The sequence below is a fragment of the Microcoleus sp. FACHB-1515 genome (assembly GCF_014696105.1).
Classification (GTDB): domain Bacteria; phylum Cyanobacteriota; class Cyanobacteriia; order Elainellales; family Elainellaceae; genus JAAUTJ01.
This window is the reverse complement of the sequence record NZ_JACJPO010000057.1, coordinates 1-25,466: the sequence shown is the minus strand read 5'-3', so window position 1 is coordinate 25,466 and position 25,466 is coordinate 1. Positions and strand designations below refer to the sequence as shown.

Sequence of the window (25,466 nt, the reverse complement as noted above, 5' to 3'; positions counted from 1 at the left end):
ACTTCAGGACTATAGCAAGACCGCTGTGAAGATATTTCTGATTTATGCAAAAGGAAGAATAAGTGCATGTTAGTGAAACAGTTCAACATTGTTGGCGGTTTGCTCATCAGTTTGAGCTTTCTTCTAGCCAGTTGTGGAACGACGGCTCGATCGCCTGAACCAACTGTTCATGCACAGGCAACCACACAGGCAATTGAATCTCCTTCCCCAGTTTCGACAGTCCAAGCAACGCCGAAAACTGAGCAGACTGCCCGCCGCAAAACTGTAGCAGACTACTTCTTAGAAATTCCAGAGCAATATTTCCAACCAATTCGACTTTCAACACAACAGCGCCAAGAACTCTTAAGTGCAGCAGAACAGGGACAAGGCGGCAACATTTATGACCCGAACAATGGCTACCTCCAAGTCACTTCTGGAGGTGATAGCTGCCCGACTGTCACGATCGCCATTTTCTCTCGTCCGTCTGCAAGCCCACTCGTCGCGGTGAGTCTTACTTGCACTTCAGGCGACACGACTAAAATTCTTGACCCCGATCAAAACTGGAGAGATGTGACTGCAACTGTTCTTCCGGTCGATCTCTCGCCTAGTTCTAATGCGAGCTACATCGTTGAAGTGAAGCTGCCCCAGATTGGCCGCACGATCGAAGTTTCTCACCTCGATGAAAATAATCAGCGAACGCTCATCGGTCGCTATCAGTTTGATGGTGAGCGATTTGTAGAAGAGTAGTCGGCTCGATCGATTCCAAGCAAATAAAAAGGAGTACGGACGAACCGCACTCCTGATGTTTCGTTAATTCGATCGCCCTCTAACGCTTCGCGAGCTTCTTGGTCATTTTGCGGAGGCGAATCGATTGGGGGGTGACTTCGAGCAGTTCATCGGGACCGACATATTCGAGGGCGCGTTCTAAGCTCATATCGATCGGGGCTTGAAGCTGCACCAGTTCTTCGCCGCCCGATGCGCGGTGATTGGTTAACTGCTTGGTTTTGCAGACGTTGAGTTCGAGATCTTGCGGGCGATTGTGTTCGCCGACGATCATGCCTTTGTACACTTTGGTTCCAGGCGTGATGAAGAAGACGCCTCGATCTTCCGCGTTCTTCATCGCGTAGAACGTGGCAACGCCTTCCTCAAACGAGATTAAAACGCCGTTGCGACGGGCTTCCACTTCACCGGACAAGGCGCGGTAGTCGAGGAAGCTGTGATTCATGATGCCGTCACCGCGAGTTAGGCGCATGAATTCGCCTCGGAAGCCGATCAAGCCGCGAGCCGGAATCACGAATTCAAGCTGGGTGCGACCGTTGCCGCCGACGCGCATATCTTGCATTTCGCCGCGCCGCTGTCCCAGACGCTCGATGCAGCCGCCAACCGCATCTTCAGGCACGTCGAGGACAAGCAGTTCAAACGGTTCGCAAGGTTGGCCGTTGACTTCGCGGTAGATGACTTGTGGCTGCGAGACTTGGAATTCGTAGCCTTCGCGCCGCATCGTTTCGATCAAGATGCCCAAGTGAAGTTCGCCACGACCGGATACGGCGAATTTTTCGGCTGAGTCGGTTTCTTCGACGCGGAGGGCGACGTTAGTTTCGAGTTCGCGGAAGAGGCGATCGCGCACCTGCCGAGACGTAACCAATTTGCCTTCCTGTCCCGCAAACGGCGAATCGTTCACCGAAAAAGTCATCTGCAAGGTCGGCTCATCGACCTTAATCAGCGGCAAGGCTTGTGGCTCGTTCGGACAGGTGATCGTTTCACCGATGTTGGCATTCGCGAATCCGGCGACGGCGACGATATTGCCTGCGGTTGCTTCGGTCAGATCGATGCGCTTGAGTCCTTCAAAGCCCATCAGCTTCGAGATTTTGCCCTTAACGATCGCGCCCGTTTCCGTCACGAGTGCGGCCTGTTGACCCATTGCGATCGTGCCGTTGTGAATCCGACCAATCACAATTCGACCCAGATATTCCGAATAGTCGAGCGTCGTCACCTGAAGCTGAAGCGGCTTAGTCGCATCACCCACCGGAGCGGGAACGTGACGCAAGATCGCTTCAAACATCGGCTTCATGTCCGTGCCTTCATCGTCCAAATCGTCTTTGGCATAGCCTGCCAAGCCGGACGCGAACAGATAGGGGAAGTCGCACTGGTCATCGTCTGCACCCAGTTCGAGGAACAGATCCAAGACTTTATCGATCGCGCCAAACGGATCGGCGGCAGGGCGATCGATCTTGTTGACGACGACGATCGGACGTAAGCCTTTTTCCAGCGCTTTTTTCAGCACAAATCGGGTTTGCGGCATCGGACCTTCGTTCGCATCCACGATCAGGATGCAGCCGTCAACCATGCCCAAGACGCGCTCGACTTCGCCGCCGAAATCCGCGTGTCCGGGTGTGTCCACAATATTAATCAGCGTTTCGCCGTAGTGGACGGCAGTATTTTTAGCAAGAATAGTGATGCCACGCTCGCGCTCTAGCGTGTTGGAGTCCATCACGCAGTCTGGAACTTCCTCGCCCTCGCGAAATGTGCCGGACTGTTTGAGCAGTGCATCAACCAGCGTCGTTTTGCCGTGATCAACGTGAGCAATGATGGCGACATTGCGAATAGGCAGCGTCATAAGGAAGTTCCGATGATAGTTAAGCGAATGGAGCGTGACGACTTCTGAACGTTAAGCGGTCGTTAAGACTTTCTGAAGATTATTTCTGTGCTTGTAAAGAAGCCGCAATAATTCTATCTTAGCGGGTTGTCGATCGCCCATGTCGGGCAATTTAATCTTTTTCTTTCGCAATCTCCCCCACTTTTGCCCGTACTGCCCGCACATAGTCATCCGGCGCGATTAAAATCTGCGTTCCGCGCACGCCTGCCGAAATCGAAATCACGTCAAAGAGCGCGATCAGTTCATCCACGTAAACCGGATAGTCCTTCTTGCAGCCCAACGCCGTCACGCCGCCGCGAATGTAGCCTGTCAAAGGCTGAACTTCTTTCAGGGAAACGGTTTCAGCTTTACGAAAACCCGCCAACTGCGCCAACGCCTTCAGGTCAAGCTGCATATTTCCGGGGATCACGGCGAGGCAGATGCCGTTGCGATCGTGGCGTCCCGGAACGGTATCGCCCCGCGCCACCAACGTCTTAAACACCTGCTCTGGCGGAAAGCCGATTTTCGCCGCAACCGATTCCGCTGCCAGATCGTCGGGATCGACTTCGTAGGATCGCAGTTCGTAAGGGATGCCCAAGTTATCGAGGATGCGGGCGGCGTTGGTTTTCATTGCAGGCAAAAAATTGGCAATCGCTATTTTAGCGAAAGCGGGGCGATCGTCTGCTAGCAGTGAACTTTTCGATCGATTTTGATTTGGTTTAATGACAGCATTTGATGACAATCGCGATGGAAAATATCAAGATTCGAGATGCGATCGAAAACGACTTACCTGCGATCGTGGAAATTTACAATTCGTCGATTCCAACTCGATTAGCAACAGCGGATTTAGAGCCAATTTCAGTGGACGATCGCCGCGCCTGGTTTGCCGAACATTCACCGGATTTTCGTCCGATCTGGGTACTCGAAATCAATGAAGAAATTGCCGCTTGGATTGCGCTCAATTCATTTTATGGCGGACGTGCGGCTTACAATGCAACCGCAGAAGTTAGCATTTATATTGCTCCAAGCCATCAGCGTCAGGGATATGGTTCGCTGTTGTTGAAGCACGTCATTCAGGAGTGCGATCGCCTGCAAATCACAACACTACTCGCCTTTTGTTTCGATCATAATTTCAGCAGCATCCGCCTCTTTGAACGTTTTGGATTTCAGCAGCAAGGCCATTTACCAGAGGTTGCAGTCTTAGATGGAGAAAAGCGCGGACTGAGCATTTTGGCATTGAAGCTATGCCCTTAAACCAGGAAATCAATTTCCTGACTGCAAGCGATCGCCGCAACTCATTTTAATGAGTTTGAGCTTTCAGCTAGAACTTAAGTTCACGGATGCTTGAGTTTCAATTTCGCTTAAATGATCGTGCATTTCTTTGAAATAGCGGACTGTTTTCACCTTCAATTCTGAAGTGGCTGCGTCATCGCAAACGACGATCGCGTGTGGATGAAGCTGCAATGCGGAAATCGGCCACATGTGATTGATGCCCTGCTCGATCGCTTGGGCGACGGCGATCGCTTTCGCATATCCTTTTGCTAAAATCATGACTTCTCGCGCCGCTAGAATTGTGCCAACGCCAACAGTTAATGCAAGTTTAGGAACTTGTTCAAGGTCGTCATTAAAAAAGCGAGCGTTAGCGATGCGAGTGCTGTGCGTCAAGGTTTTGATCCGAGTGCGAGATTGCAGCGATGATCCCGGTTCATTAAAAGCAATGTGACCATCTTCACCCACGCCACCGACAAAAAGTTCAACGCCGCCGATCGCTTCAATTTTCTGTTCATAGGCTTGACATTCGCGATCGAGATCAGGGGCATTGCCATCGAGAATATGAATATTCTTGTCAAGAATATCAATGTGATTAAAGAAGTTTTCGTACATGTATGAGTGATAGCTTTGCGAGTGGTTTTCTGGCAAACCTACATACTCATCCATATTGAAGGTCACGATATTTTGAAAACTAAGTTCGCCGCTTTCATATTTTTGAATCAGCGATCGATACATTCCTAGCGGTGTGCTGCCTGTCGGCAAACCAAGCACAAACGGGCGATCGCTAGTCGGAGAAAATACTTGAATTCGTTGCTGAATATAAGTCGCTGCCCACTCTTCAACGGAGCGATCGCAAATTACCAAACGCATTGGTTGACCCGTTTCACCTATTTACATTCTATAGCTGTATTCAGATCAATGGCGCGGTGTTGAGGTACGGAATGTCTTGGTTTGACGAGAGTTTTAGCCGCCATTCGATCGACATTGGCTGTGGAGAAATCATCAGGAAACCAAGCAGCTTTCGAGATGATTTGCACCCCATCATTCAGCGAATTTCCAAAACTTCACGAATGGCTGCAATCAGCGTATCGGGATCGATCGGCTTGGATAAATGCCGCTGAAATCCAACTGCGATCGCTCGCTGCTGATTGATTTCTCCCGCATAGGCAGTCAGAGCGATCGCAGGTGTTTGGCCGCCGTCATCTGGACGAAGCTGACGGACTTGCTGCAACAGTTCGTAGCCGTCCACCTGCGGCATTCCGATATCACTAATCAGCAGGTCGGGGCGCGACTTGGCAAGCAGGGCGATCGCGGTTGCAGCAGAATCGGCGATCGAAACGTTCGCTCCGGCTTGTTCCAACACGAATGCGAGATAGTCGCGCATGTCCGTTTCGTCGTCAACGACCAGAACTTGCACTCCGCTGAGGAGGCGATCGGAAGTTGGGGACTGAGTGTCGGATGGGGCACGGGTATCGGCAGCGGGCATCAGGGGCAGTTCGACCGTAAAGGTTGCGCCTTGGTTTTCACCTGCGCTGCTGACTTCGATCGACCCGCCGTGCAGTTCGACTAAGTTGCGGACGATCGCCAGTCCCAAGCCCAATCCGCCAAACGATCGTGTCGTGGAGCTATCGGCCTGCCGAAATCGCTCGAACACGTGCGGCAGAAAGTCGGCAGAGATGCCTTTGCCCGTGTCGGAAACAATTAGGCGGGCGAAGGCCTGAGGATTGGCTTTCATCCTGCCGCCCTCATCCCTCATCCTTTCCACTTTCACTTCTACTCGTCCACCGTTGGGCGTGAATTTAATCGCGTTGGAAAGCAAATTCCAGGCAATCTGCTGAAGGCGTCCGCTGTCGCCAGAGACGATCAGCTTCTCGTTGGATTTCTCGAAGCGCAAATCGATCGATTTAGCTTCGGCGGCAAGGCGAACCGTTTCGATCGCCGCTTGAATCGTGAGCGCAAGGTTGACGGGCTGCACGTTCAAGATCATTTTGCCGCGCAGAATCCGCGAGACATCAAGCAGATCTTCGATCAGTTGCGTTTGCAGTTTGGCGTTGCGCTCGATGATTTCCAAGGCGCGATCGAGTCCGGCCTGATCGAATTTGCGAGTTTGCAAGAGGCGCGTCCAGCCCAAAATCGGGTTGAGGGGCGATCGCAATTCATGGGAGAGCACGGCTAAGAATTCGTCTTTGAGACAGTTGGCGCGTTCGGCTTCTTCCCGTGCTTTTTGCTCGCGCTGCAACAACTGTTCGCGATCGCGTTCGGCGTTTTTGCGATCGGTGATGTCGAGAACCAAAGAGAGAATAGAAACGAGATTGCCGTCATCATCAAGCAGAGCGGAATTGTACCATTCACAAGTGAGAATGCTTCCGGTTTTGGTGTAGTTGCGGTTTTGTTCAACCGTTTGAACTTCGCGATCGATGAAAATTCGATTGAGGACACGCTGCACAATTTCCGCATCGTCTTCATACACAAAGCGAAACTCACCCAAATTGCGACCAGTGACTTCTGCTGCGCTCCAGCCAAACACACGCTCAGCCGTTTTTGACCAGCGAATTACCTGCAACTCTCGATTTAATTCAATGACGGCCAGCGGCGTGTTTTCAACATGGAAATTCAGCTTTTGTAGTGCAGAGTTAAGCGCTTCTTCGGTGTTTTTGCGACCCTCTTCGAGGTGCTTCGCAACGGTAATATCTTCGGCAATTCCAGCAATTCGATAAACTTCGCCTGCTTCGTTGCTGATGGGAAAACCGCGATCGCGTATCCAGCGAACTTCACCATTTGGTCGTACAATGCGGTAGTCAATTTCATAGCGACCCTGGCTATTGTCGGCATAGAAAGCGTTGATGCGTTCTTGATCGTCTGGGTGTAACGTTTCTAGCCAAGTATCGTACACAAAGCTGCTCGAATCGGGGCGCGATCGTCCCCAAATTTGTTCATAGGCAGCGCTCGTATAGATGAGCTGATAATCCAAATCGACCATCCAAAAAGCGTCATCAATGTTATCTGCGAGTTGTCGAAACAGCGCTTCACTTTCGCGCAAAGCTGCTTCCATCTGCTGGCGATCGGTGATGTCGTAAAACGTGCCGACAGCGGCAACAATTTGTCCATCTGCATCGCGAATCGGGGAAGAACTGCTGACGACTCTGCGCCGTGTCCCGTCGCCACAGCGCACTAGCAGTTCTTCATCGCGAATGATTTCGCCCGTGCGGATCGATCGCGCCACAGGCGTTTCGGTCAGCGGGTAGGGTTCGCCGTTCAGGTAGTAGCAGGGATACTGGTCATATTCATCTACGCTGCCGGATGTGGGAGCCGCCCCGCGCAAAACCTGCTTGATCTGCTTATTGGTTAGCACAATACGGCCAGAAGGCGCTTCGGCTACAACCAGCGCGGCGGGCATTTGCTGCAAGACGGCTTCCAACAAATTCTGCTTCGCTTCCAATTCGCCCATCAGCGCTAGACGTTCTTGCTCGGCTTGCTTTTGGTCGTGAATGTCGGTACAAGAGCCGATCCAAGCGGCGATCGATCCGTCAGCGTTGCGCTGGGGCATGGCGCGAGCAAGAAACCAGCGGTATGCGCCATCGGCACGGCGCAGGCGATATTGCGTTTCAAGCGATCGCCCTTCGGTCAAAGCGGCTTGCCAAGCGGCGATCGCGGCATTTCGATCGTCCGGATGCAAAACGGTTTGCCAGCCCCAGCCCAGCGATTCGGCAGCGGTCAATCCGGTGTAGTCATACCAGCGCTGATTGCAGTATTGCGTTTCGCCGCTGGCAGATGTCACCCAAACAAGCTGCGGCAGAGCTTCGGTCAAGGTGCGATAGCGCGATTCGCTATCTTGCAACGCCTGCAAATGCAGGTCTGCGCGTCGCTGTGCCTGTCGGCGCTGCCAGTGCAGCAGGCTCATCAAAAAGGTGACAAAGCCGAACACCGCCAGCGGAAAAATCAACTGCTCTAGCTCCGCAACCGACTCCAGCGGCAGCACAAACAGATAGGCGATCGCCAGCAAGGACAATCCGCTTGCCAGCAACCCCGTCCGCAATCCGCCCAGATAGGCGCTGAGCGTGACGGCTGCATAAAAAAACGCCATATTTGCAGGTGCAAGATAGGGCAGCAGCAGATGCGTCAGCAGCGTGGCGATCGCTACACTCAGCGGCGCAATTCCCAGGCGAATTAGTCGATCGCGATGCATTAGCACTCCAACCTAGACAGACCTCAATCTCCAAACACCCTTTCTACCTTAGAGAGGGGTCAGCGCAATCCTGGTCTGCCTTTTGGCCGAAATCCAGCAAGTATCAAGGGTTCAAAGCGCGGTTCGCCGTCAAGCTGCAATTGCCCTAGCGCCGCATCGCTCCATTTGCCGCTGCGGTTTCCGGTTCCGCCAAGCCAAACACCTGCGCGAACACTTTATCGACCTTGTAGCCAGAATCGATCGATTCGAGCGGGTCTTTCCGCAAGCGGTGACGCAGACACAGACCGATGACGCGCCGAATATCGTCGATCGTCACGTCTGTCCGGCCTTCAAAAGCGGCGATCGCTTTGGCAGCGCGGTTGGTGACGATATCGCCGCGCAGTCCGTCCACGTCGAGATCCGAGCAGACCTGAGAAATTTTGACGCGCAAATCGTGATCGATCGAAACAGTCGGCAGCAAGGCTTGAGCATTCAGCAAGCGCTGCTGAAGTTCGTCTTGCTGCGCTTGGTGGGCTTCCAGAAAAGCTTGCGGATTTTGGTCGAATTGCGATCGCTGATCGACAATTTGCACTCGCAGTTCCGGGTCTTTGACCGTGCGAATTTCGGCGTGCATTCCGAAGCGATCGAGCAGTTGCGGGCGCAGTTCGCCTTCTTCGGGGTTGCCCGACCCGACCAGGACAAAACGAGCCGGATGACGAATCGAAATGCCTTCGCGCTCAACGGTATTCCAGCCGGACGCCGCCGAATCGAGCAGCACATCGACCAGGTGATCGTCTAGCAGATTGACTTCATCGACATAGAGAATGCCGCGATTGGCCTTGGCGAGCAGTCCGGGTTCAAACGCCTTGACGCCCTCAGACAAAGCTTTTTCAATGTCGATCGTGCCGCAGACGCGATCTTCGGTTGCACCCAGCGGCAAATCGACCATCTGCACTTTCTTTCGGGCGATCGGCAGTTTGGTTTGCTGCTCGATCTGCTGTTTGATCGCATCGCTCATCAGCTCCGGGTCGGTCGGGTGGCTGTTGAACGGGTCATCGGCCACGACTTCAATTTCCGGCAGCAAATCGGCCAACGCGCGAATCGTGGTGGATTTTCCGGTTCCGCGATCGCCCATAATCATGACGCCGCCGACCTTGGGATCGATGACGTTGAGCAGCAGAGCCAGCTTCATTTCTTCTTGACCGACGATCGCCGTGAAGGGAAAGACGGCGCGGCGGGGCAGGGCGGGTGCAGTCACGGGAATCGAGCTACCTTGAACAAAACGCTGCTTCCCATTTTGCCACACAGACGGTGGCTTCACGCGATCGAATTGGCTGGTGTAATCTGTTGAAGTTGCAGGTAAAGTTGCGGGCGATCGGGCAGGAAAGCAAGATGAATTCAGATTTGGAATATCGTCTGAAAGCGGAAGATCAGCTTTGCTTTATCCACATTCCCAAAACGGCAGGAACCACGCTCACCGCGATCATTGACCAGAAGTTTCATGTCGATCAAATCTGCCCGGAACTTGAATATCTGTCGGAGATCGATCCGCAATATTCTCAAGCTGAAATTACGCCCGAACAGCTTGCGAAATATCGCTTCTTGCGCGGACATTTTAGCTACCATCCGATCGATCAATTCCTGTCAAAAAAACCGCTTTATTTGACGATTCTACGCAATCCGATCGATCGCACCATTTCGCTCTACAACTTTCTCAAACGCGCCAAAGAAAAAGGCGAACCCGAATACAACGAATTCACCAAGCTGCTGCGCGATGCTACCGATCACGGTTTAGAAGGGTTCATGGCAAATCCGCATCCGATCGTCAAGATGCGAATCTCTAATCCCCAAACGCGCCTGTTGGGAATTGAACCACAGGGCGATCGATCGGATGCGGAAGTATTGGCGATCGCCAAAGCCAATTTAGAAAAGTTTATCTTTGTGGGATTAACCGAACGCTTCCAAGATTCCGTTTTTCTTTTGTTCTATATTTTCGGCTGGTATCCATCCACTTCTTACTCCAGCTTAAGAGTCGCCTCTAACAAATCAACGAAGCAGGATCTACCGCAGTCTGTTCTCGATGTGGTAATTGAAGCGAATCAGCTTGATTTAGCGCTCTATGATTATGCTGAAAAGTTGTTTTGCAATCGCTTTTCGCAAATGCTTGCTGCACTTAGCCAAAAATACGATCAATCTGTTTCTAAAGATGCACCACTGATTTTTAATCTGCTAGAAAAACACTATGAGCAGCGATATGCAGAGCAGAAAATTCCCAGAATAGATTCGATCGATTTTGATTTTCGTCAAGCCATTTCCGGCAGCGGATGGCATCACCGCAACGGACGCTTCAAGGGACTGAAGGGCAATACAGCCGTTCGTTGGACAGGTTCAACGACCGAATCAACTCTAGATTTTCCGCTCGCAACCGAAGCGAATTTGTCAATTAAACTGCGAATTACTGATGCGGCATCACCTGAAGTTTTGGCGAGTCTAAAGCTATTTGTCAACGATCGATCGATTCCCCTGCAAAAACTCAGTCAGCAAGGCAAAATTACCGTTTGGCAAGGCAAAATTCCGCAGGCTGCTTTGCAAAGCGAAAAACCATTTACGCGCCTAAAATTTACGGTCGATCGCACCTTGCCGTTAAACGAAGTCAAGCGCAGCAGTTCCGATTCGCGACAGGTTGGCATCGCGCTGCATCGTATTCAAATTCAGCCTGTGAATCGATCGCCTCAAGATCCAAACTATCTCTACCTGCTGTTTCCGCTGGATGAACCAAATTGGGTCGAAGCTGATCGATTCCTAGCTGCTCACATTCAGCCCCATGAAACGATTGTTGCACCGAACGAATTCTATGAGAAATATCCGCAGCAAATTCAGTTCTACAGTGGTGATCTGCACCTCCAAGCGCAGTGGATTGTCATTCACAAAGGACAGCGAAAATCGATCGATCCAAACTTTTTACGGCAAACGTTGAATCCGGTTTTTGCAAATGAGGTGTTTGTGATTTTCACGACGCGATCGAATGTGCCCGTTCTAAAGCAGTCGCCTCATATTCCCGCAGATTTGCGAATGCCAGAGCGATCGCCATTCGCCAAAATTCAGCAAAAAATCAAGACTTTCTGGAAATAGCTAGGGTTCGATCGCAACCTTGATGACGCGCCGATTTCTCATGTCTTGAAACACCTGCTCTAGGTCGATGAGCGATCGCGATTCGCTAATCAAAAGCTCGAACGGTAAAACGCGACTGGCTAACAGTTCTAATGCCGATCGAACGAACTGCGGCGTATTGTGAAACACGCCTTTCAACGTCAATTCACTGTAGTGAAGCGGCTCAGTATTGACGGTAATCGTTGTGTTGCGTGGACAGCCACCGAACAAATTTACCGTTCCGCCCGGACGCGCACAGGCGATCGCCTGCTCCCACACGCTCGGCACACCCGTCGCCTCGATCACCACATCCGCGCCCCAGCCGTCCGTTAGCTCCTTCACCAAACTCGGAACATCTGCAACCTGCCGGTAGTTGAACGTTTGAGCCGCTCCGAATTTCTGCGCGATCGCCAAGCGTCCGTCATTGCCGCCAAACGCGATCACCTGCGCTTCTTGCTGCGCCAACGCGCCCACGAACGTCAAGCCGATTGCGCCATCTCCCAATACGACCACGCGATCGTTTGGCTTCACGTTCGATCGCGCCACGCCATGCAAAACGCAGGCCAGCGGCTCGGTCATTGCGGCGACGGCATCCGGCAAATCTGAGGGAATGGGTAGTAGATTATGCTGGACGATCGCAGCCGGAATCTTGAGATACTGAGCAAATGTGCCGTTGTTAAAAATTAAGTTTGTGCAGAGGGAGAACTCCTGCCGCTGACAGAAAAAACAGTCGAAGCAGGGGGCAGAATTGTTGGCAACGACGCGATCGCCCACGCGCCAGCCGCGCACCCCTGACCCGATCGCGACAATTTGCCCCGCTGCCTCATGCCCAAACAGCGTCGGCAAACTCAGCATTTTGGCGTGACCGCCGCGCCGCCAAACTTTCAAGTCTGTGCCGCAGGTGGTTGCCGCTGTCACCTGCAAAACGATCTCTCCGGCTGCGGGAGTCGGGTCGGGGACGGTTTCGAGGCGGAGGTCTTCTTGGCCGTAGAGGAGGGCTGCTAGCACGAGGCACGATCGAGAAACAACGTTTCGATCGTATCTGTTCTGTGGAGCTAAAAAATCAAGCTCAAACAGGTCAAACCCGCTTCCGCTTTGGCAAATTCTGAGATGTCTACGGCTTCCACGCTGTAGCCGATCGATCGCACCTGCTCGATCGTTTGGGGAAATCCGGCCTGCATCAAAATCGTTTCACCAATTCGCAATGTATTCGCAATAGCTACTGTGCTGTTTTAAGGCGAGGTCGTAGTTGATTGGCTGGCGATCGAGATAGGTAATTTCGCAGTTTATTAAGCTGGAAGTGGGCGATCGAGTGATTGCAGTCAACATTTGATTTTTGCCTAAACTTCTTTTGATAACAATCTTGCTTTTTTAATTTTCTTGCATCTTTTTGAAGAACTGATTAACTGATTGTGGTTTAAAAATCGATCGCAAGTTAGATTATTCTCGATTTTTCGAGCCAGTGGAGGAGGGGCAACGCCCCTAGCCTCCAAACCTCCAACCCCAGCAGGGAGAGTCCTCCCATGCACCCTACGCAAGGGCGTACTCGCGGGTGTCAATATGGCGCTTCGCATTGGCTTTCCCGCCGCGTCCCTCGTGTTGGCTTCGCTACAAACTATTGCCCTGCACGATATGCTTCACGGTCATTAGGGTTTCCAGGCTGATGATGCCGCGACGGTGGCCTTTTTGGTTGGACATGCCCAGCGCGATCGGACTGCCGCGCTTCGGATTGCGGCAAAAGCGCGGGGAAGCGTTGATGTAGGTGGTGGCGCTGGTGATGCCCATCGCGAACTGGCGACTTTCGGAATAGGATTCGGTGGCGATGCAGTCGGCGTGGCCGCTGCTGTGGCTGTTGATCCAGTGGATGGCAGAATCTAGGCCATCGACGACTTTGAAGCAAATCGATCGATCAAGTCCCGCTCGTCGCCACTCCGTCATGTCAACCAAATTGAGATGCGGAAATTCTTCGACCAAATCGGCATCGCCGCGTAGCGTAAAGCCTTTTTCCTTCAGGTGATTCCACAGCAAGGTGAGGGAAGAAAAGTTGTGATAGCGGCTGATAATCACTTTTTCGATCGCATTGACCGGATCAGGTTCGCTGGCGTGGCTGTCTAAAATCATGTTGCGGACGGTTTCGACGCTGGCCGAAGGCGACCAGTACAGATAGCAGTTGCCGATCGCCGTTTTCAAAACTGGAGCGGTTGCCTGGCGAATTACCTGCTGGACGAGGCTCGATCGGCCATAGGGGATTAGCAAATTCACGTAGCGGTCTTGCACCACGAGTTCGCGAATTAGATCGCCTTGATCCGAGGGCAGCAGATGCACGCAGTTGGGCAGTCCGGCGTCTTCGATCGCCTGCTGAAGCGTTTGCGCGATCGCCTGATTCGAGTGACTCGCTTCGGTTCCGCCTTTGAGAATCAAGCTGTTTCCCGTGCGGATGCACATGCCCGCTGCGATCGCGCCGAGTTCCGGAAATGCCTCGAAGATCAAGGCAATCACGCCCAGCGGCATCAGTTGCGAGTAGGTTTGGCACTGCTCGACCTGATAGGGCGTGTTCAGCACTTGCTGGAGCGGATCAGACAGCTCCGAAAGTCGCTGAAGCAGGCGGGCGGCGGCTTGCAACCGTTCGGGAGTCAGCTTCAGCCAGTCCAGCACCAGTTCCGGCACGGCCATCTCGCGACTCGCTTCCAAATCGAGCGTGTTGGCTTCGAGGATGGCGTCCTGCTGGTCGTGCAGCGCTTCAGCCATCATTTGCAGAACGCGGCTGCGATCGGTTCCTTTGCAGGCGGCTAGTTGCACAGAAGCGTGATGAGCAGCTTGAACGGTGTTGAGCAGCCATGAGGCCGGAAATCCAGTGTCCATCACGATCGCCGACAGGCGAGCCAAAGCATAAACGCCAGCATCACCGACAGAATCAGCGCAGCGACGACGCGGAAGGTGAGGTTGCTGCTGAGCGGCGACTGCAACATTGTGATCAGCAGCAGAAACACGAGGCCGATTAAAATCACCAGCGTCAGCGGCAAATAGCCTCGACTCAGGTTGGGATGCACCATCACCCACTGATGGCCTGTCCATCGCCATGCGCGTTTATACGGATAGTGGGTGGATAGCTGCTCGATCGCCTGCCCGCTCTCTTGCACAACAAAGATTTGCTGACAGCGGTTACAGCCGAACGCTTCGGTCAGCGCGATCGGAACGAGGCGACCCCGACGGCGGCAGGGGCAGGGGTAATCGCCATTTAAGTCGATCTTGTGAGGTTTTTGAGGGTGCACAAGCAGCGGCAAAAAGATGAATGGATGCTGAGAATCAGGCAGAATCCCCACACAAGGCGGCGCTTCGATGCGGCCAAAACGCCAGGTGGATACCCCAAAAATAGCGATTATTTCCGAGTCTGGTCAGTCGAATTTTAACATTCTTCAATCTTGGCTGGCGACTGGTGAAGCATCTGGATAAGATGAGCTTTTCCCTCGTCTTATCCAGCAAAAAACAGGGTGAAGCTTTCGCCACACCCTGAACCATTCAACAGAAGCTTTCAGCGCCGAACTATTCAGACGCTGCTGCTCGTGCCGCCGCTGCTTCGTCGGGATGAATGCCCAAGCGCGTCAGGTTGATGCGTCCGCGTCCGTCGATTTCGCGCACCTTGACGATTACCTCGTCACCGACGGCCACTTCGTCTTCCACCTTACCAACGCGATAGTCGGCAAGCTGCGAAATGTGAATCATGCCTTCCTTGCCCGGCAGGAATTCGACAAACGCGCCGATCGGAATGATCCGCGTCACCTTGCCTGCAAACACATCGCCGACTCCAAGCCTGCGCGTCATGCCCAAGATGATGGCGCGGGCTTGCTTGGCCTTTTCGCCTTCGATCGCCGAGATCGTCACCGTGCCATCGTCTTCGATATCGACTTTGGCTCCGGTTTGCTCGGTGATGCCCTTGATGTTCTTTCCACCGGGACCGATCACCATGCCGATGAATTCCGGGTCAATCTTGATGGTGAGCAGGCGCGGAGCGTGGGGCGAAAGATCTTCACGGGGCTTGTCGATCGCTTCCAGCATTTTTTCCAAAATGTGGATGCGGGCAGGCTTGGCTTGGCGAATGGCATCGGCAATCACGGCGATCGGTAAGCCGTTCAGCTTCATGTCCATTTGCAGGGCGGTGATGCCGTCCGCAGTTCCGGCGACCTTGAAGTCCATATCGCCCAGGAAGTCTTCGATGCCCTGAATATCCGTGAGAATACGAACTTCATCGCCTTCTTTGATCAATCCCATTGCCGCACCGCTGACGGGCTTGGTGATTGGGACGCCTGCATCCATCAGGGCAAGGGTTGAGCCGCAAACCGAACCCATTGAGGTGGAGCCGTTGGAAGAAAGGACTTCCGAGACGACGCGCAGAACGTAGGGAAACTGTTCTTTCGGCGGCAAAACGGGCACGATCGCACGTTCGGCCAAAGCGCCGTGACCGATTTCGCGACGACCGGGCGATCGCATCGGCTTGGTTTCTCCGACCGAGTAGGGCGGGAAGTTGTAGTGGTGCATGTAGCGCTTTTGCTCGTCGGGATGGAGGTCGTCCATTTCCTGCGCGTCTCCGGGCGTTCCCAAAGTGGCGATCGACAGCACCTGCGTCAGCCCGCGCTGAAACAAGCCGTTGCCGTGAACGCGATTGGGCAACACTCCGGTTCGGCACGAGATCGGGCGGACTTCATCGAGCTTGCGACCATCAACGCGCACGCCATCATTGAGGATCTGCTGGCGCATCATTTTTTTGGTCAAGCTTTTGAACGTGTTGCCAAAGGCTTTGGAGTCGGCAGCGATCGCGACGCGCACCGCATCTTCTTCCGGCAGTTCGGCAATCGCGGCGTTCACCGATTCTTTCACTTCGTCCAAAGCGGCATCGCGCTCGGTTTTGCTGTACTCGAAGTGGTGAAGAATTTCGCGGATCGATTCTTTGGCGCGATCGCTAATGAAGTTCTCCAGCGTCGAATCGGTTTCGGGCGGCGTGATTTGCGGACGCTCGATGCCGAGTTCGGCCAGCAGATCAAGCTGCGCCTGAATCAGATCGCGCACGACTTCGTAGCCAAAATCGATCGCTTCAATAATGTCTTGTTCCGGAAGCTGATTGGCTCCGGCTTCGACCATGATCACGCCTTCGGGCGATCCGGCCACGACCAAATCAAGATCTCCGGCTTCAATTTCCTGGTAGGTCGGGTTGATGATGAAGTCGTCGCCAATCAAGCCGACGCGCACAGCGGCCATTGGGCCATTAAACGGAATTCCCGCGAGGAGCGTGGCGATCGATGCACCCGTCACAGCCAACACGTCTGGCGGCACGCGCTCATCAAGCGACATGGTCGTGGCGACAATTTGCAGATCGTCGCGCAGCCAGGATGGAAATAGAGGGCGCATCGGGCGATCGATCAAACGTCCGGTCAAAATCGCTTTTTCGGGCGGGCGACCTTCACGCCGTAAAAATCCGCCGGGAATGCGTCCGGCGGCATACAGTCGTTCTTCGTAGTCAACCGTTAGCGGCAAAAAGTCGATGCCTTCTCTGGCGTTGTTGCGCGTCGCCGTCACCAAAACCGCTGTTTCTTCCGACTGCACCAACACCGAACCGCCTGCTTGCGGTGCAAGCAAGCCTACTTTAAGTCGAATATCCCGTCCATCAAAGGATATTGACTTGTCTACTTCACTCACCATGTAGCGGGTTTTCCTTTCTTTCTTCTTCTCTTTCTTCTGCGATCGTAGCACTGATACACTTGTGCTGACTTGTTTTCAGGCGTTTCTAAGCAAAAAGCGATCGCTCAATCGCCCCCGTTTTTCCACACTCACAATTGTCAAATCACTCACAGGAATCAAAATTGAAGCTCTGCTTATTTTGTTAAGAAACTCTTAAATTTAAGTCAGTCTTTAGGTTTTCTCAAGATTATTCGATCGCGACTCCAAACAGCGATAGAGCATACAGGCATCCACATGGCGATCGCCTTCTAGCCGCACTGCATTTGGAATGCGACCGATCGCGGTAAACCCCAATGATTCCCACAGCTTCAAAGACGCTGTATTGCTGGCAAACACCAAGTTAAACATTACGGCTGTGTAGCTGCGCGTCGGCGCGATCGCCAGCATCGCTTCGCCCATGAATCGCCCAATTCCCAGACCCCTAGCGGCAGGTTGTACAATAAAGCCAGCGTTGCAGATATGACTGCACCGACCTGGGAAATTTGGCTTGAGATAGAAAGCACCCAGAATTTCACCTGTCATGCTTTGCGATCGATCCGATGCTTCCACTTTCCGCACCACAAACGCATCTTGAACTAGCCAATATGCAGCAAATTCCGCTTCACTTAGCGGCTGCAAGTGTGGATATGTTTGCCCTTCCATTACTACAGTATTCAAGAGCGACCTGACGATTTCACGTTCAGAGGGCAGCATCTCGTCTAGTGCGATCGTCATGCCATTCTTTAGTGTCTTGAAAACGGGTAACTGCATCGTGGATTTACTTGGTTGCTTTTGCGATCGCCACTAAACCACTGCACTTGCACACAGCAAATTTCATCTTGCAGCAGACTGTAGAACTCCCTTACGCGCATGGCAATTTTACACGGTAGTTGGTGCGTTGAGCCGTCGCAGGCGCAAAACCAAGCGCAGCTTGGACACGGTTTTTTCATCTGGGGCGAAACCTGGCGACGCATCGACTCGCCGCCCGTCACTCCTGGAGAAAATCATCCGTATGCGCTGACCGCAGACGAACTTGTCGCGTTTTTGCGTCCGCTCCACCAAACGCAGCAGATGCACTGGCCGCTGGCGATCGGGCTGGAAGAACCCAAGCGCACCCGCAAAGCCACTGCCACGATTGAAAAATCCCCGATTGTGGCAGAACGCTGGCAAGCGCAAATCTACTGGCAACCGACTTACGAACTGCGCTCGATCGGCTGGCTGCCACAGCTATCGGCCACTGCCGCGATCGAGCCACCCAGCGATCAAATTTCGCTTCAGCCTTGGCGCGTCGAAGGATTTTTTCTCAAGCCCCTTGAAGCGATCGCGCTGTTGAACTCGCTGCCCTTAAGTTCTGTCACCGAGGGCGAACCGTTTTGGGGAAGCGATTTGCGCTTCTGGTCGCACATTGCCCGCTGGCATCTCGACTTGCAGGCGCGATCGAAATTTCTGCCGATGCTTAAAGAAGGCGACGCCGTGCAAACCACTTGGCAAGCCTTAATCGACAGTGCAGACGACCAAGCAAGATTAGAGCAGTTTGCTCGCCACATGCCGCCTGCCTGCCGCACCTACGCTTCATCTGCGGATGAGTTTGTGATGGCGCGATCGCTTTTGCTTGACTTCCTCAACTGCCTCACCGATGCCCAAGTCAAAGCAGTTGCGGCCACTGTCCCCGTCCCAACCGCCAAATTTCCGAAAGAAATTGCCCTGCGTGAATGGCTGCAAAGTCTGGGAACAGATGCGGTGGCGACAGAAAGTGGCAAGATCGATCGCCTCCGCTCAAGCTGGACAAGCTGGACGGCTCCCATTCAGTCACAGCTCAACCAGCAGATCGCGTTATTTCGCACGTGTTTCTACCTTCAGCCGCCGCCCGCAGACGGTCAAAACTGGATACTGGAATATTTTCTGCAAGCGACGCACGACCCGGATTTTCTGGTGAGCGCTCGCACCATCTGGCAAAATCCGGTCGATCGCTTCACGTATATGGGGCGATCGATCGAGCATCCGCAAGAAACCTTACTCGCCGGACTTGGCCTCGCCTCGCGCCTCTATCCGGTGATCGAGCCGAGCCTGCAAGTTTCGCAGCCGCAGTCTTGCCAGCTTAATCCGAGTTTGGTGTATGACTTCATCAAAACGATCGCTTGGCGCTTAAAAGACAGTGGTTTCGGCGTAGTTCTGCCCCCCGGACTCTCGCCGGAACAAGGCTGGGCAAGCCGCTTAGGGCTGAGCGTCCGTGCCGAGCCACCTTCAGGCAAACAGCGATTGGGACTGCAAAGCCTGTTGAATTTCCGCTGGGAACTGACGATCGGCGGCCAGCGCTTGTCAAAAAGCGAGTTCGATCGCCTCGTTGCCCAAAATACGCCGCTGGTGCAGGTAAACGGTGAATGGGTAGAGTTGCGATCGCAAGATGTCCGCGCCGCGCAAGCCTTTTTCACCAGCCGCAAAGACCAGCTTTCGCTGTCGCTGGAAGATGCCTTGCGGATGAGTACCGGAGATACGCAGACGATCGAAAAATTGCCGGTCGTTCACTTTGAAGCATCCGGTTCCTTGGAAGAATTGATTCAGGCGCTCACAACTGGCAATCAATCGATCGAGACAATCCCCGTCCCCAAAAATCTCCGGGGTCAACTGCGACCCTATCAGCTTCGGGGTGCTTCCTGGCTGGCCTTTCTGGAACGCTGGGGCTTGGGCGCATGTCTCGCGGACGATATGGGCTTGGGGAAATCCGTGCAGTTCATCACACTAATGCTGCATTTGCAAGAGCAAGGCGCATTGGAGCAACCGATCTTGCTGGTTTGTCCAACTTCCGTTTTGGGCAACTGGGAGCGCGAGGTGAAGCGGTTTGCGCCGAGCCTCAAAGTGCTGGTGCATCACGGCGACAAGCGATCGCAGGGCAAAGCCTTCGCCAAAGCCGCCAAAGCACATCATCTGGTCGTGACGAGCTACGCGCTTACCTATCGAGACAGCAAAGATTTTGAGAGCGTCAACTGGCAAGGCGTCGTTCTCGATGAAGCGCAGAACATCAAAAATTCCGAGTCGAAGCAGTCTCAGGCCGTCCGGCAGCTTCAGCCACAGTTTCGCATCGCCCTGACCGGAACGCCCGTCGAAAACCGCTTGTCGGAACTCTGGTCAATTCTGGATTTTCTCAATCCGGGCTATCTAGGACCGCGCAATTTCTTTCAGCGTCGGTTCGCCATTCCGATCGAGCGATACGGCGATACGGCTTCCTTACAAACGCTGCGATCGCTCGTCCAGCCCTTCATTTTGCGGCGACTCAAAACCGATCGATCGATCATTCAAGATTTGCCGGACAAGCAGGAAATGTCGGTCTTTTGCGGACTTTCCACCGAGCAGGCTGCGCTGTATCAGGCTGCGGTCGATCGATCCTTGCGCGAAATCGAATCGGCAGAAGGCATTCAGCGACACGGCATGATTTTGGCTCTACTCGTCAAGCTGAAGCAAATTTGCAACCATCCGGCTTTGAATGGGGAATCGGCGGCGATCGATGCCGATTTTGCCAAACAGTCTGGCAAGCTTCAGCGCTTAACCGAAATGCTCGAAGAACTCTTGTCCGAAGGCGACACTGCACCCGGAGCTTTGCGCGATCGCGCCTTGATCTTCACCCAGTTTGCCGAATGGGGAAAACTGCTCAAACCTTTTCTAGAGCAGCAGTTTGGCCGCGAAGTGCTATTTCTGTACGGCGGCACGTCGAAAAAGCAGCGTGAAGAAATGATCGATCGCTTCCAAAACGATCCACAGGGGCCAAGAATTTTTATTCTCTCGCTGAAAGCGGGCGGCGTTGGCCTCAACCTGACTCGTGCAAATCACGTCTTTCACTTCGATCGCTGGTGGAATCCGGCGGTGGAAAATCAAGCGACCGATCGCGTTTTTCGCATCGGCCAAACGCGCAATGTACAGGTACACAAATTCGTTTGCACAGGCACTCTTGAAGAGCGCATTCATGAACTAATCGAAAGCAAAAAAGCGCTGTCTGAACAAATTGTCGGCACGGGCGAAAGCTGGCTGACCGACTTTGACACTGAGCAACTGCGTGACTTGCTGCTGCTCGATCGAACTGCCGTCATTGATGACTGAAGATGACCAACTACGACACACAACCAAATCGCGAATGGTGGGCACAGCGCTGGGTCGATGTCCTCGAATCGTTTGGCTGGCGACGCAGGCTGGAACGCGCCCGCAACTATGCGCGGCAGGGGAATGTTCTCAACATCGAGTACAAAGGTGAAAAGGTGTCGGCATTGGTGCAGGGAACTGCGCCAGAGCCTTATAAAGTGTCTTTGTCGCTCGATCGATTCAGCGATGAGCAGTGGCAATATGTGATCGAATCGCTCTCAGAGCGGGCGATTTTTTCCGCCAAACTGTTAGCGGGAGAAATGCCGCAGAACATCGAAGAAGTATTTACGGCAAATGGATTAAGTTTGTTTCCGTTTACGAAATTTGATATTCACAGCAAATGTTCGTGCCCCGATCCGGCGAATCCCTGTAAACATATCGGCGCGGTTTATTATCTGCTGGGCGATCGCTTCAGCGAAGATCCGTTTGTTCTATTTCAACTGCGCGGTCGCAGCAAAGAGCAAATCATCAATGAACTGCGGCAGCTTAGAAGCGCGAATCCTGACGAGCAAACGGCAACAGCCGAGCCGGAACAGGTTTCCGATGCGATCGATCTGCACGAGTTTTGGCAGTATGACGAGCAGCTTGAATCGTCGCTGGTCGTGATTGCGCCGCCAAGTACCGAAACCGTGCTGGATGTGCTGGGCAATTTTCCGATTAAGCCGGATTCGCCTTTGAATTTGGCCGCTTCGCAAGCAGTGATGGACTATTTGCGCTCGATCACTTTGCAAGCGAGTCAGCAGGCTGTGATCGCCGCCATGTCTACCGGACAATCTCCGGGTCAGTCGTAGGCATCGCCCCGCCCATCGCACTTTGGGTTGGCGAAACCGTAACAATGCGATCGCGTCCGGCAGCTTTGGCCGCATACAGCGCTTGGTCAGCCGCTTGGAGCAGGGCGATCGGTTGCAGCGTCGGCTGAGGAATCAAGCAGGCCACACCCGTGCTGAGGCTGACATAGCCGCCATCCGTTTGAGCGTGAGGAATTGCTAAAGCGCGAATTTGCTGGCGGATTCGTTCTGCGACTCGCGCGGCTCCCGCCAAATTGGTGTTTGGCAGCACGATCGCAAATTCTTCGCCGCCATAGCGAGCCGCCAGATCCGCAGGCCGCATCAGGCTCGATTGCAGCACTCCGGCAACCTGCTGGAGGCAAGCATCTCCAGCTTGATGTCCGTAGGTGTCGTTGTAGCGCTTGAAAAAATCGATGTCTGCCAAAATCAGCGAGAGCGGTAGCTGCTTGCGCGTCAGTCGCCGCCATTCCCAGTTGAGGCGATCGTCAAAGATGCGGCGGTTCGCCAGATTTGTCAAACTGTCGATCGCGGCGAGTTTGGCAAGCGCAGCATTCGCAGATTCGAGTTCCTGATTGGTTTGGGCAAGCGCAGCGTTCATTGCTTCAAGCTGGCGGTGAAGCTGCACCTGTTGCAGCAAACGGCGGATGCGCTGATGCAGCACAGGCCAGTGAATGGGCTTGGTGATGAAATCGATCGCTCCTGCCGCAAATGCGCGATCGACTGAGGTGGTATCTTCCAACCCTGTAATCATCAAAATTGGCGCAGGATGAGCGATTGGCAGTGCCAAAAGCTGCGAACAGCAGGTAAAGCCATCCATAATCGGCATGACGGCATCGAGCAGCACGATGTCTGGCAGCAGGCGAATATAAGCTTCGATTCCAGCCTGACCGTCGATCGCTTCCTCAACTCGATATCCTGCCGCTTCGAGGTAAGTTCGCAACTGAAGCCGCATCGAAGCTTGGTCTTCGATCAGCAAAATTAAAGGGACATCAGGCGATTGCAAGTCGTTCATTGCTGTCTAGTAAAAGAGAGCGCATCACGAACGGTTGCTCAGTTCGCGAAAAGGTGCGATCGCAAATTTAACTTTGCTTGCAGCGCTACTCTTTCAGATTGCCCACTTGGTCGATCGCGCCTTCCACTTTTGGTCGGTCTTCCAATTTGGACGGATCTTCGGATTTGGACAGATCTTCGGATTTGGGCGGGTCTTCGGAAACTGGAGGCGGCGCGATCGCTTCCAGTTTCGCCTTAACGCGCCGGATCGGAAGATTGGCGATTAAAGCAGTCATGCGCTGATCGTTTTCTAGCGAGAATTCTGTGCCTTCCGCATCGATTTCCACATAGCGCGAGACGACTTCAAGAATTTCCTGACGCATCTTTTCGACCATTTCTGGAGTGAGGTCGGCGCGATCGTGTGCTAGGACGAATTGCAGCCGCTCTTTGACTTTGGCGCGGCTGGTGGCCTCGGTATGGCGAGGAAAAAGTCGTTCTAGCAGTTCGGAAATCATAGCGTTGCTCTCAAGTCATCTCACAATAGCGAAATTTCGATCGACTCTCCATCCGTCCAACAGTGAGTTCATCTTGTTCCCCTACTTGCGGGGTGAACCGCGAAACATCCGGCGAAGGCGCGAAAACAAATCTTCTGGTGCAGGCGACAAATCGATGAACGGCACTTTTTCGCCTTCCAGTCGGCGGGCAATGTTGCCAAACGCCTCGCCCGCTTGCGATCCGGCAGGAGCCAGAACCAAAGGTTCACCGCGATTGGTCGAAACAATCACGCGCTCATCGTCGGGAACCACGCCAATCAGCGGAATCGCCAAAATTTCCTGCACATCTTTCACCGACATCATTTTTTCATCTTCAACCATGCGCGGTCGAAGTCGATTGACGATCAAGCTCATGGTTTTGATGCCGTTGGCTTCCAGCAGGCCGACAATGCGATCGGCATCGCGCACAGCCGCAATCTCCGGTGTCGTCACGATCAGCGCTTCTTGAGCGGCAATCATCGCATTTTGAAAGCCCGTCTCAATTCCGGCTGGACTATCGATTAAAACAAAATCGTAAGTCGGCGCAAGCGTTGTGACGAGCTGCTTCATCTGTTCGGGCGTGACGGCATCTTTGGTGCGATTTTGTGCAGCAGGCAGCAGCGACAAATTCGGCTGTCGCTTATCTTTCACCAAGGCTTGCTCTAGGCGGCATTCGCCCGCGAGCACTTCGACAGCCGTGTAGACGATGCGATTTTCCAGACCGAGCAGCAAATCTAAATTCCGCAAGCCAAAGTCCGCATCGATCACAACCACGCTGCGGCCACGCTGAGCCAGCGCCATGCCTAAATTCGCGGTGGTCGTGGTTTTGCCGACGCCGCCTTTGCCGGAGGTAACAACGATGATGCGACTCATGGCTAGGGATTACAGATGAACAACTTTACAGGTCAACAGCCGAGACAGGTCAACAGCCGAAAAACTAGGAGCGAAGTTTGTGGAAATCAACCACTTTGGCGATGCGAATCCCTTCAGGCGTAACGTAAGCCACTTCTGGCACATACTGCTGCGGCGGCTTTTCGGGAGCGCGAGCAACGGCATCAGCAATGCGAAGCTGAGTTGGCTCCATGCGAAGTGCAGCAATGTAGCAGCGCGAGTTTCCGGCTGCGCCTGCCTGAACGACGCCACGCAGATTGCCCCAAACTAGCACATCTCCATCGGCAATCACGGCGCTACCCGGATTCACGTCGCCCAAAATGACGACCGTGCCGGGATGCCGCACTTCCATGCCCGATCGCACCGTCGTTTGAATATACAGCGGTTCGGCTAGAGCTTGCCCTGTTTCGGCTGGCTGATTCAGATGCGCCAGCGGTGAATGCTGCTCGACCGAAAAGCCGCCCGTTGCAGCGGCAACTGCGGTTTGGCGGCGGCTGGTGTAGATGCGCTTGAGCTGAAGCTGATATTCCGCGAGAGCATCCGAAATCGCCTGAAGCTGACGGGAATCGAGCAGGCGATCGCGAGCAATCAAATGAACGGCGGTGTTCGGCTGCCAGAAGCGATCGCCGCCGCTGAGTCGCTGCCGAAACTGCATCCACAAGTCTGACCAGCCCATTGAACTGCTCACTTCGGTTTCAGCGGGCAGCAGCAGCAGCAGCCGTCCGCCTTCGCTTTTGAGGCGAATTTGCAAATTCGGGTTTCCCTCTGGAGTCGGGGAAATTGCTGATATCGGTGTGGGAACAGAAGAATCAGAATTCATGCACAGAGGGTTGACTTAATGGGCGCGAAGTCAACTAAACATCTTATCTCGACTTGTCGCCAAATCTTGCCGCATTTGCGACGGTCGGTTCACCCACAATTTTGCGTCTGGAAAGCCTGTGTCGATTCGCAAGCGATCGCATGGCTGCGGTGAAGTTCAAGGAAGGGCGATCGCAACCCAAATTAGAAGCAACCAACACTACAAAGTAGCGTTGAGGCAGGTTAACGACTAGGCTTCGCGCTTCGATACTCGGATTATGGCTAGTTATCTTCAAAACAAAATCGGTAATACAGGCAGCCTAAATAGGATGTGAACAAATGGTAGGCTGAGGGTGTGCCTCAAACTCTACCCTCTCAGACAATGGAAACGCTCGAACAGTTTATTCAAAGTAACCCACATA

The 25,466-nt window shown here is 53.5% G+C and carries 21 protein-coding genes; 5 read left to right on the top strand and 16 right to left on the bottom strand.

What is annotated here, in order from left to right; genetic code table 11:
* The first annotated feature begins 66 nt into the window (after positions 1-66).
* Positions 67-726, top strand: a complete 660-nt coding sequence (locus H6F67_RS19925) for a hypothetical protein (protein ID WP_190768388.1) — start codon at positions 67-69, stop codon at positions 724-726.
* A gap of 79 nt (positions 727-805) precedes the next feature.
* Here the strand turns inward: H6F67_RS19925 and typA are convergent, their stop codons facing one another.
* Together typA and ybaK are read right to left on the bottom strand one after the other, a co-directional pair.
* Positions 806-2,596, bottom strand: a complete 1,791-nt coding sequence (gene typA, locus H6F67_RS19920) for a translational GTPase TypA (protein WP_190768387.1) — start codon at positions 2,594-2,596, stop codon at positions 806-808.
* 151 nt (positions 2,597-2,747) lie between these two features.
* Positions 2,748-3,245 (bottom strand): Cys-tRNA(Pro) deacylase, encoded by a 498-nt coding sequence (ybaK, locus tag H6F67_RS19915; RefSeq protein ID WP_190768386.1) that lies wholly within the window; start codon positions 3,243-3,245, stop codon positions 2,748-2,750.
* Positions 3,246-3,361: 116 nt separating this feature from the next.
* On the opposite strand from ybaK, the gene H6F67_RS19910 reads away from it, so the two are divergent.
* The gene (locus tag H6F67_RS19910; protein ID WP_190768385.1) at positions 3,362-3,868 is read left to right on the top strand and encodes a GNAT family N-acetyltransferase; all 507 of its coding nucleotides are present in this window, start codon (positions 3,362-3,364) and stop codon (positions 3,866-3,868) included.
* 63 nt (positions 3,869-3,931) lie between these two features.
* On the opposite strand, the gene nagB is transcribed toward H6F67_RS19910, so the two are convergent.
* From nagB to bchI, 3 genes are all read right to left on the bottom strand, one after another.
* Positions 3,932-4,756: a glucosamine-6-phosphate deaminase gene (nagB, locus tag H6F67_RS19905; protein ID WP_190768384.1), complete on the bottom strand. Its 825-nt coding sequence runs from the start codon at positions 4,754-4,756 to the stop codon at positions 3,932-3,934.
* 175 nt (positions 4,757-4,931) lie between these two features.
* Positions 4,932-8,072 carry a PAS domain S-box protein gene (locus H6F67_RS19900; protein ID WP_190768383.1) on the bottom strand — a complete coding sequence of 1,047 codons (3,141 nt, stop codon included), beginning with the start codon at positions 8,070-8,072 and terminating at the stop codon, positions 4,932-4,934.
* Positions 8,073-8,217: 145 nt separating this feature from the next.
* Positions 8,218-9,315, bottom strand: coding sequence for a magnesium chelatase ATPase subunit I (bchI, locus tag H6F67_RS19895; protein ID WP_313926869.1), 1,098 nt, complete (start codon positions 9,313-9,315; stop codon positions 8,218-8,220).
* 47 nt (positions 9,316-9,362) lie between these two features.
* Between bchI and H6F67_RS19890 the strand changes: the two genes are divergently transcribed.
* Positions 9,363-11,183 (top strand): sulfotransferase family 2 domain-containing protein, encoded by a 1,821-nt coding sequence (locus tag H6F67_RS19890; protein ID WP_190768382.1) that lies wholly within the window; start codon positions 9,363-9,365, stop codon positions 11,181-11,183.
* Here the strand turns inward: H6F67_RS19890 and H6F67_RS19885 are convergent, their stop codons facing one another.
* The 7 genes from H6F67_RS19885 to H6F67_RS19855 all read right to left on the bottom strand — a co-directional run bounded on the left by H6F67_RS19885 (position 11,184) and on the right by H6F67_RS19855 (position 17,684).
* A complete protein-coding gene (locus H6F67_RS19885; RefSeq protein WP_190768381.1) occupies positions 11,184-12,209 on the bottom strand; it encodes a zinc-binding dehydrogenase in 1,026 nt (341 codons plus the stop codon).
* Positions 12,210-12,256: 47 nt separating this feature from the next.
* Positions 12,257-12,406: a hypothetical protein gene (locus tag H6F67_RS19880; RefSeq protein ID WP_190768380.1), complete on the bottom strand. Its 150-nt coding sequence runs from the start codon at positions 12,404-12,406 to the stop codon at positions 12,257-12,259.
* Positions 12,393-12,530: a hypothetical protein gene (locus H6F67_RS19875; protein ID WP_190768379.1), complete on the bottom strand. Its 138-nt coding sequence runs from the start codon at positions 12,528-12,530 to the stop codon at positions 12,393-12,395. Before H6F67_RS19875 ends, H6F67_RS19880 begins: the two co-directional genes overlap by 14 nt.
* 279 nt (positions 12,531-12,809) lie before the next feature.
* On the bottom strand, positions 12,810-14,063 hold the full coding sequence (locus H6F67_RS19870) for a glutamate-5-semialdehyde dehydrogenase (RefSeq protein ID WP_190768409.1): 1,254 nt from the start codon (positions 14,061-14,063) through the stop codon (positions 12,810-12,812).
* The gene (locus H6F67_RS19865) at positions 14,063-14,473 is read right to left on the bottom strand and encodes a hypothetical protein (RefSeq protein WP_190768378.1); all 411 of its coding nucleotides are present in this window, start codon (positions 14,471-14,473) and stop codon (positions 14,063-14,065) included. Before H6F67_RS19865 ends, H6F67_RS19870 begins: the two co-directional genes overlap by 1 nt.
* A gap of 271 nt (positions 14,474-14,744) precedes the next feature.
* The gene (locus H6F67_RS19860) at positions 14,745-16,892 is read right to left on the bottom strand and encodes a polyribonucleotide nucleotidyltransferase (protein WP_190768408.1); all 2,148 of its coding nucleotides are present in this window, start codon (positions 16,890-16,892) and stop codon (positions 14,745-14,747) included.
* A gap of 213 nt (positions 16,893-17,105) precedes the next feature.
* Positions 17,106-17,684, bottom strand: a complete 579-nt coding sequence (locus H6F67_RS19855) for a GNAT family N-acetyltransferase (protein ID WP_190768377.1) — start codon at positions 17,682-17,684, stop codon at positions 17,106-17,108.
* Positions 17,685-17,783: 99 nt separating this feature from the next.
* Here H6F67_RS19855 and H6F67_RS19850 point away from each other — a divergent pair, with 99 nt between their 5' ends.
* On the top strand, positions 17,784-21,005 hold the full coding sequence (locus H6F67_RS19850) for a DEAD/DEAH box helicase (protein WP_190768376.1): 3,222 nt from the start codon (positions 17,784-17,786) through the stop codon (positions 21,003-21,005).
* A gap of 2 nt (positions 21,006-21,007) precedes the next feature.
* Positions 21,008-21,835 (top strand): SWIM zinc finger family protein, encoded by an 828-nt coding sequence (locus H6F67_RS19845; RefSeq protein WP_190768375.1) that lies wholly within the window; start codon positions 21,008-21,010, stop codon positions 21,833-21,835.
* Here H6F67_RS19845 and H6F67_RS19840 read toward each other — a convergent pair.
* The 4 genes from H6F67_RS19840 to minC form a co-directional block, all read right to left on the bottom strand.
* Entirely contained in the window at positions 21,807-22,844 is a 1,038-nt protein-coding gene (locus tag H6F67_RS19840; RefSeq protein ID WP_190768374.1) for a PleD family two-component system response regulator, read from the bottom strand. The genes H6F67_RS19845 and H6F67_RS19840 overlap by 29 nt on opposite strands.
* An 85-nt stretch (positions 22,845-22,929) precedes the next feature.
* Positions 22,930-23,337, bottom strand: a complete 408-nt coding sequence (minE, locus tag H6F67_RS19835; protein WP_190768373.1) for a cell division topological specificity factor MinE — start codon at positions 23,335-23,337, stop codon at positions 22,930-22,932.
* Positions 23,338-23,418: 81 nt separating this feature from the next.
* The gene (gene minD, locus H6F67_RS19830) at positions 23,419-24,228 is read right to left on the bottom strand and encodes a septum site-determining protein MinD (RefSeq protein ID WP_190768372.1); all 810 of its coding nucleotides are present in this window, start codon (positions 24,226-24,228) and stop codon (positions 23,419-23,421) included.
* A gap of 64 nt (positions 24,229-24,292) precedes the next feature.
* Positions 24,293-25,066, bottom strand: coding sequence for a septum site-determining protein MinC (gene minC, locus H6F67_RS19825; protein WP_190768371.1), 774 nt, complete (start codon positions 25,064-25,066; stop codon positions 24,293-24,295).
* Between the last annotated feature and the right edge of the window lie 400 nt (positions 25,067-25,466).

Coding starts and splice junctions, on each gene's coding strand:
- H6F67_RS19925 (WP_190768388.1), top strand. CDS start 67: ATGTTAGTGAAACAGTTCAACATTGTTGGCGGTTTGCTCATCAGTTTG.
- H6F67_RS19840 (WP_190768374.1), bottom strand. CDS start 22,844: ATGAACGACTTGCAATCGCCTGATGTCCCTTTAATTTTGCTGATCGAA.
- minC (WP_190768371.1), bottom strand. CDS start 25,066: ATGAATTCTGATTCTTCTGTTCCCACACCGATATCAGCAATTTCCCCG.
- nagB (WP_190768384.1), bottom strand. CDS start 4,756: ATGCGTTTGGTAATTTGCGATCGCTCCGTTGAAGAGTGGGCAGCGACT.
- H6F67_RS19850 (WP_190768376.1), top strand. CDS start 17,784: ATGGCAATTTTACACGGTAGTTGGTGCGTTGAGCCGTCGCAGGCGCAA.
- ybaK (WP_190768386.1), bottom strand. CDS start 3,245: ATGAAAACCAACGCCGCCCGCATCCTCGATAACTTGGGCATCCCTTAC.
- H6F67_RS19855 (WP_190768377.1), bottom strand. CDS start 17,684: ATGCAGTTACCCGTTTTCAAGACACTAAAGAATGGCATGACGATCGCA.
- H6F67_RS19910 (WP_190768385.1), top strand. CDS start 3,362: ATGGAAAATATCAAGATTCGAGATGCGATCGAAAACGACTTACCTGCG.
- H6F67_RS19845 (WP_190768375.1), top strand. CDS start 21,008: ATGACCAACTACGACACACAACCAAATCGCGAATGGTGGGCACAGCGC.
- H6F67_RS19870 (WP_190768409.1), bottom strand. CDS start 14,063: ATGGACACTGGATTTCCGGCCTCATGGCTGCTCAACACCGTTCAAGCT.
- minD (WP_190768372.1), bottom strand. CDS start 24,228: ATGAGTCGCATCATCGTTGTTACCTCCGGCAAAGGCGGCGTCGGCAAA.
- H6F67_RS19875 (WP_190768379.1), bottom strand. CDS start 12,530: ATGTTGACTGCAATCACTCGATCGCCCACTTCCAGCTTAATAAACTGC.
- typA (WP_190768387.1), bottom strand. CDS start 2,596: ATGACGCTGCCTATTCGCAATGTCGCCATCATTGCTCACGTTGATCAC.
- minE (WP_190768373.1), bottom strand. CDS start 23,337: ATGATTTCCGAACTGCTAGAACGACTTTTTCCTCGCCATACCGAGGCC.
- H6F67_RS19900 (WP_190768383.1), bottom strand. CDS start 8,072: ATGCATCGCGATCGACTAATTCGCCTGGGAATTGCGCCGCTGAGTGTA.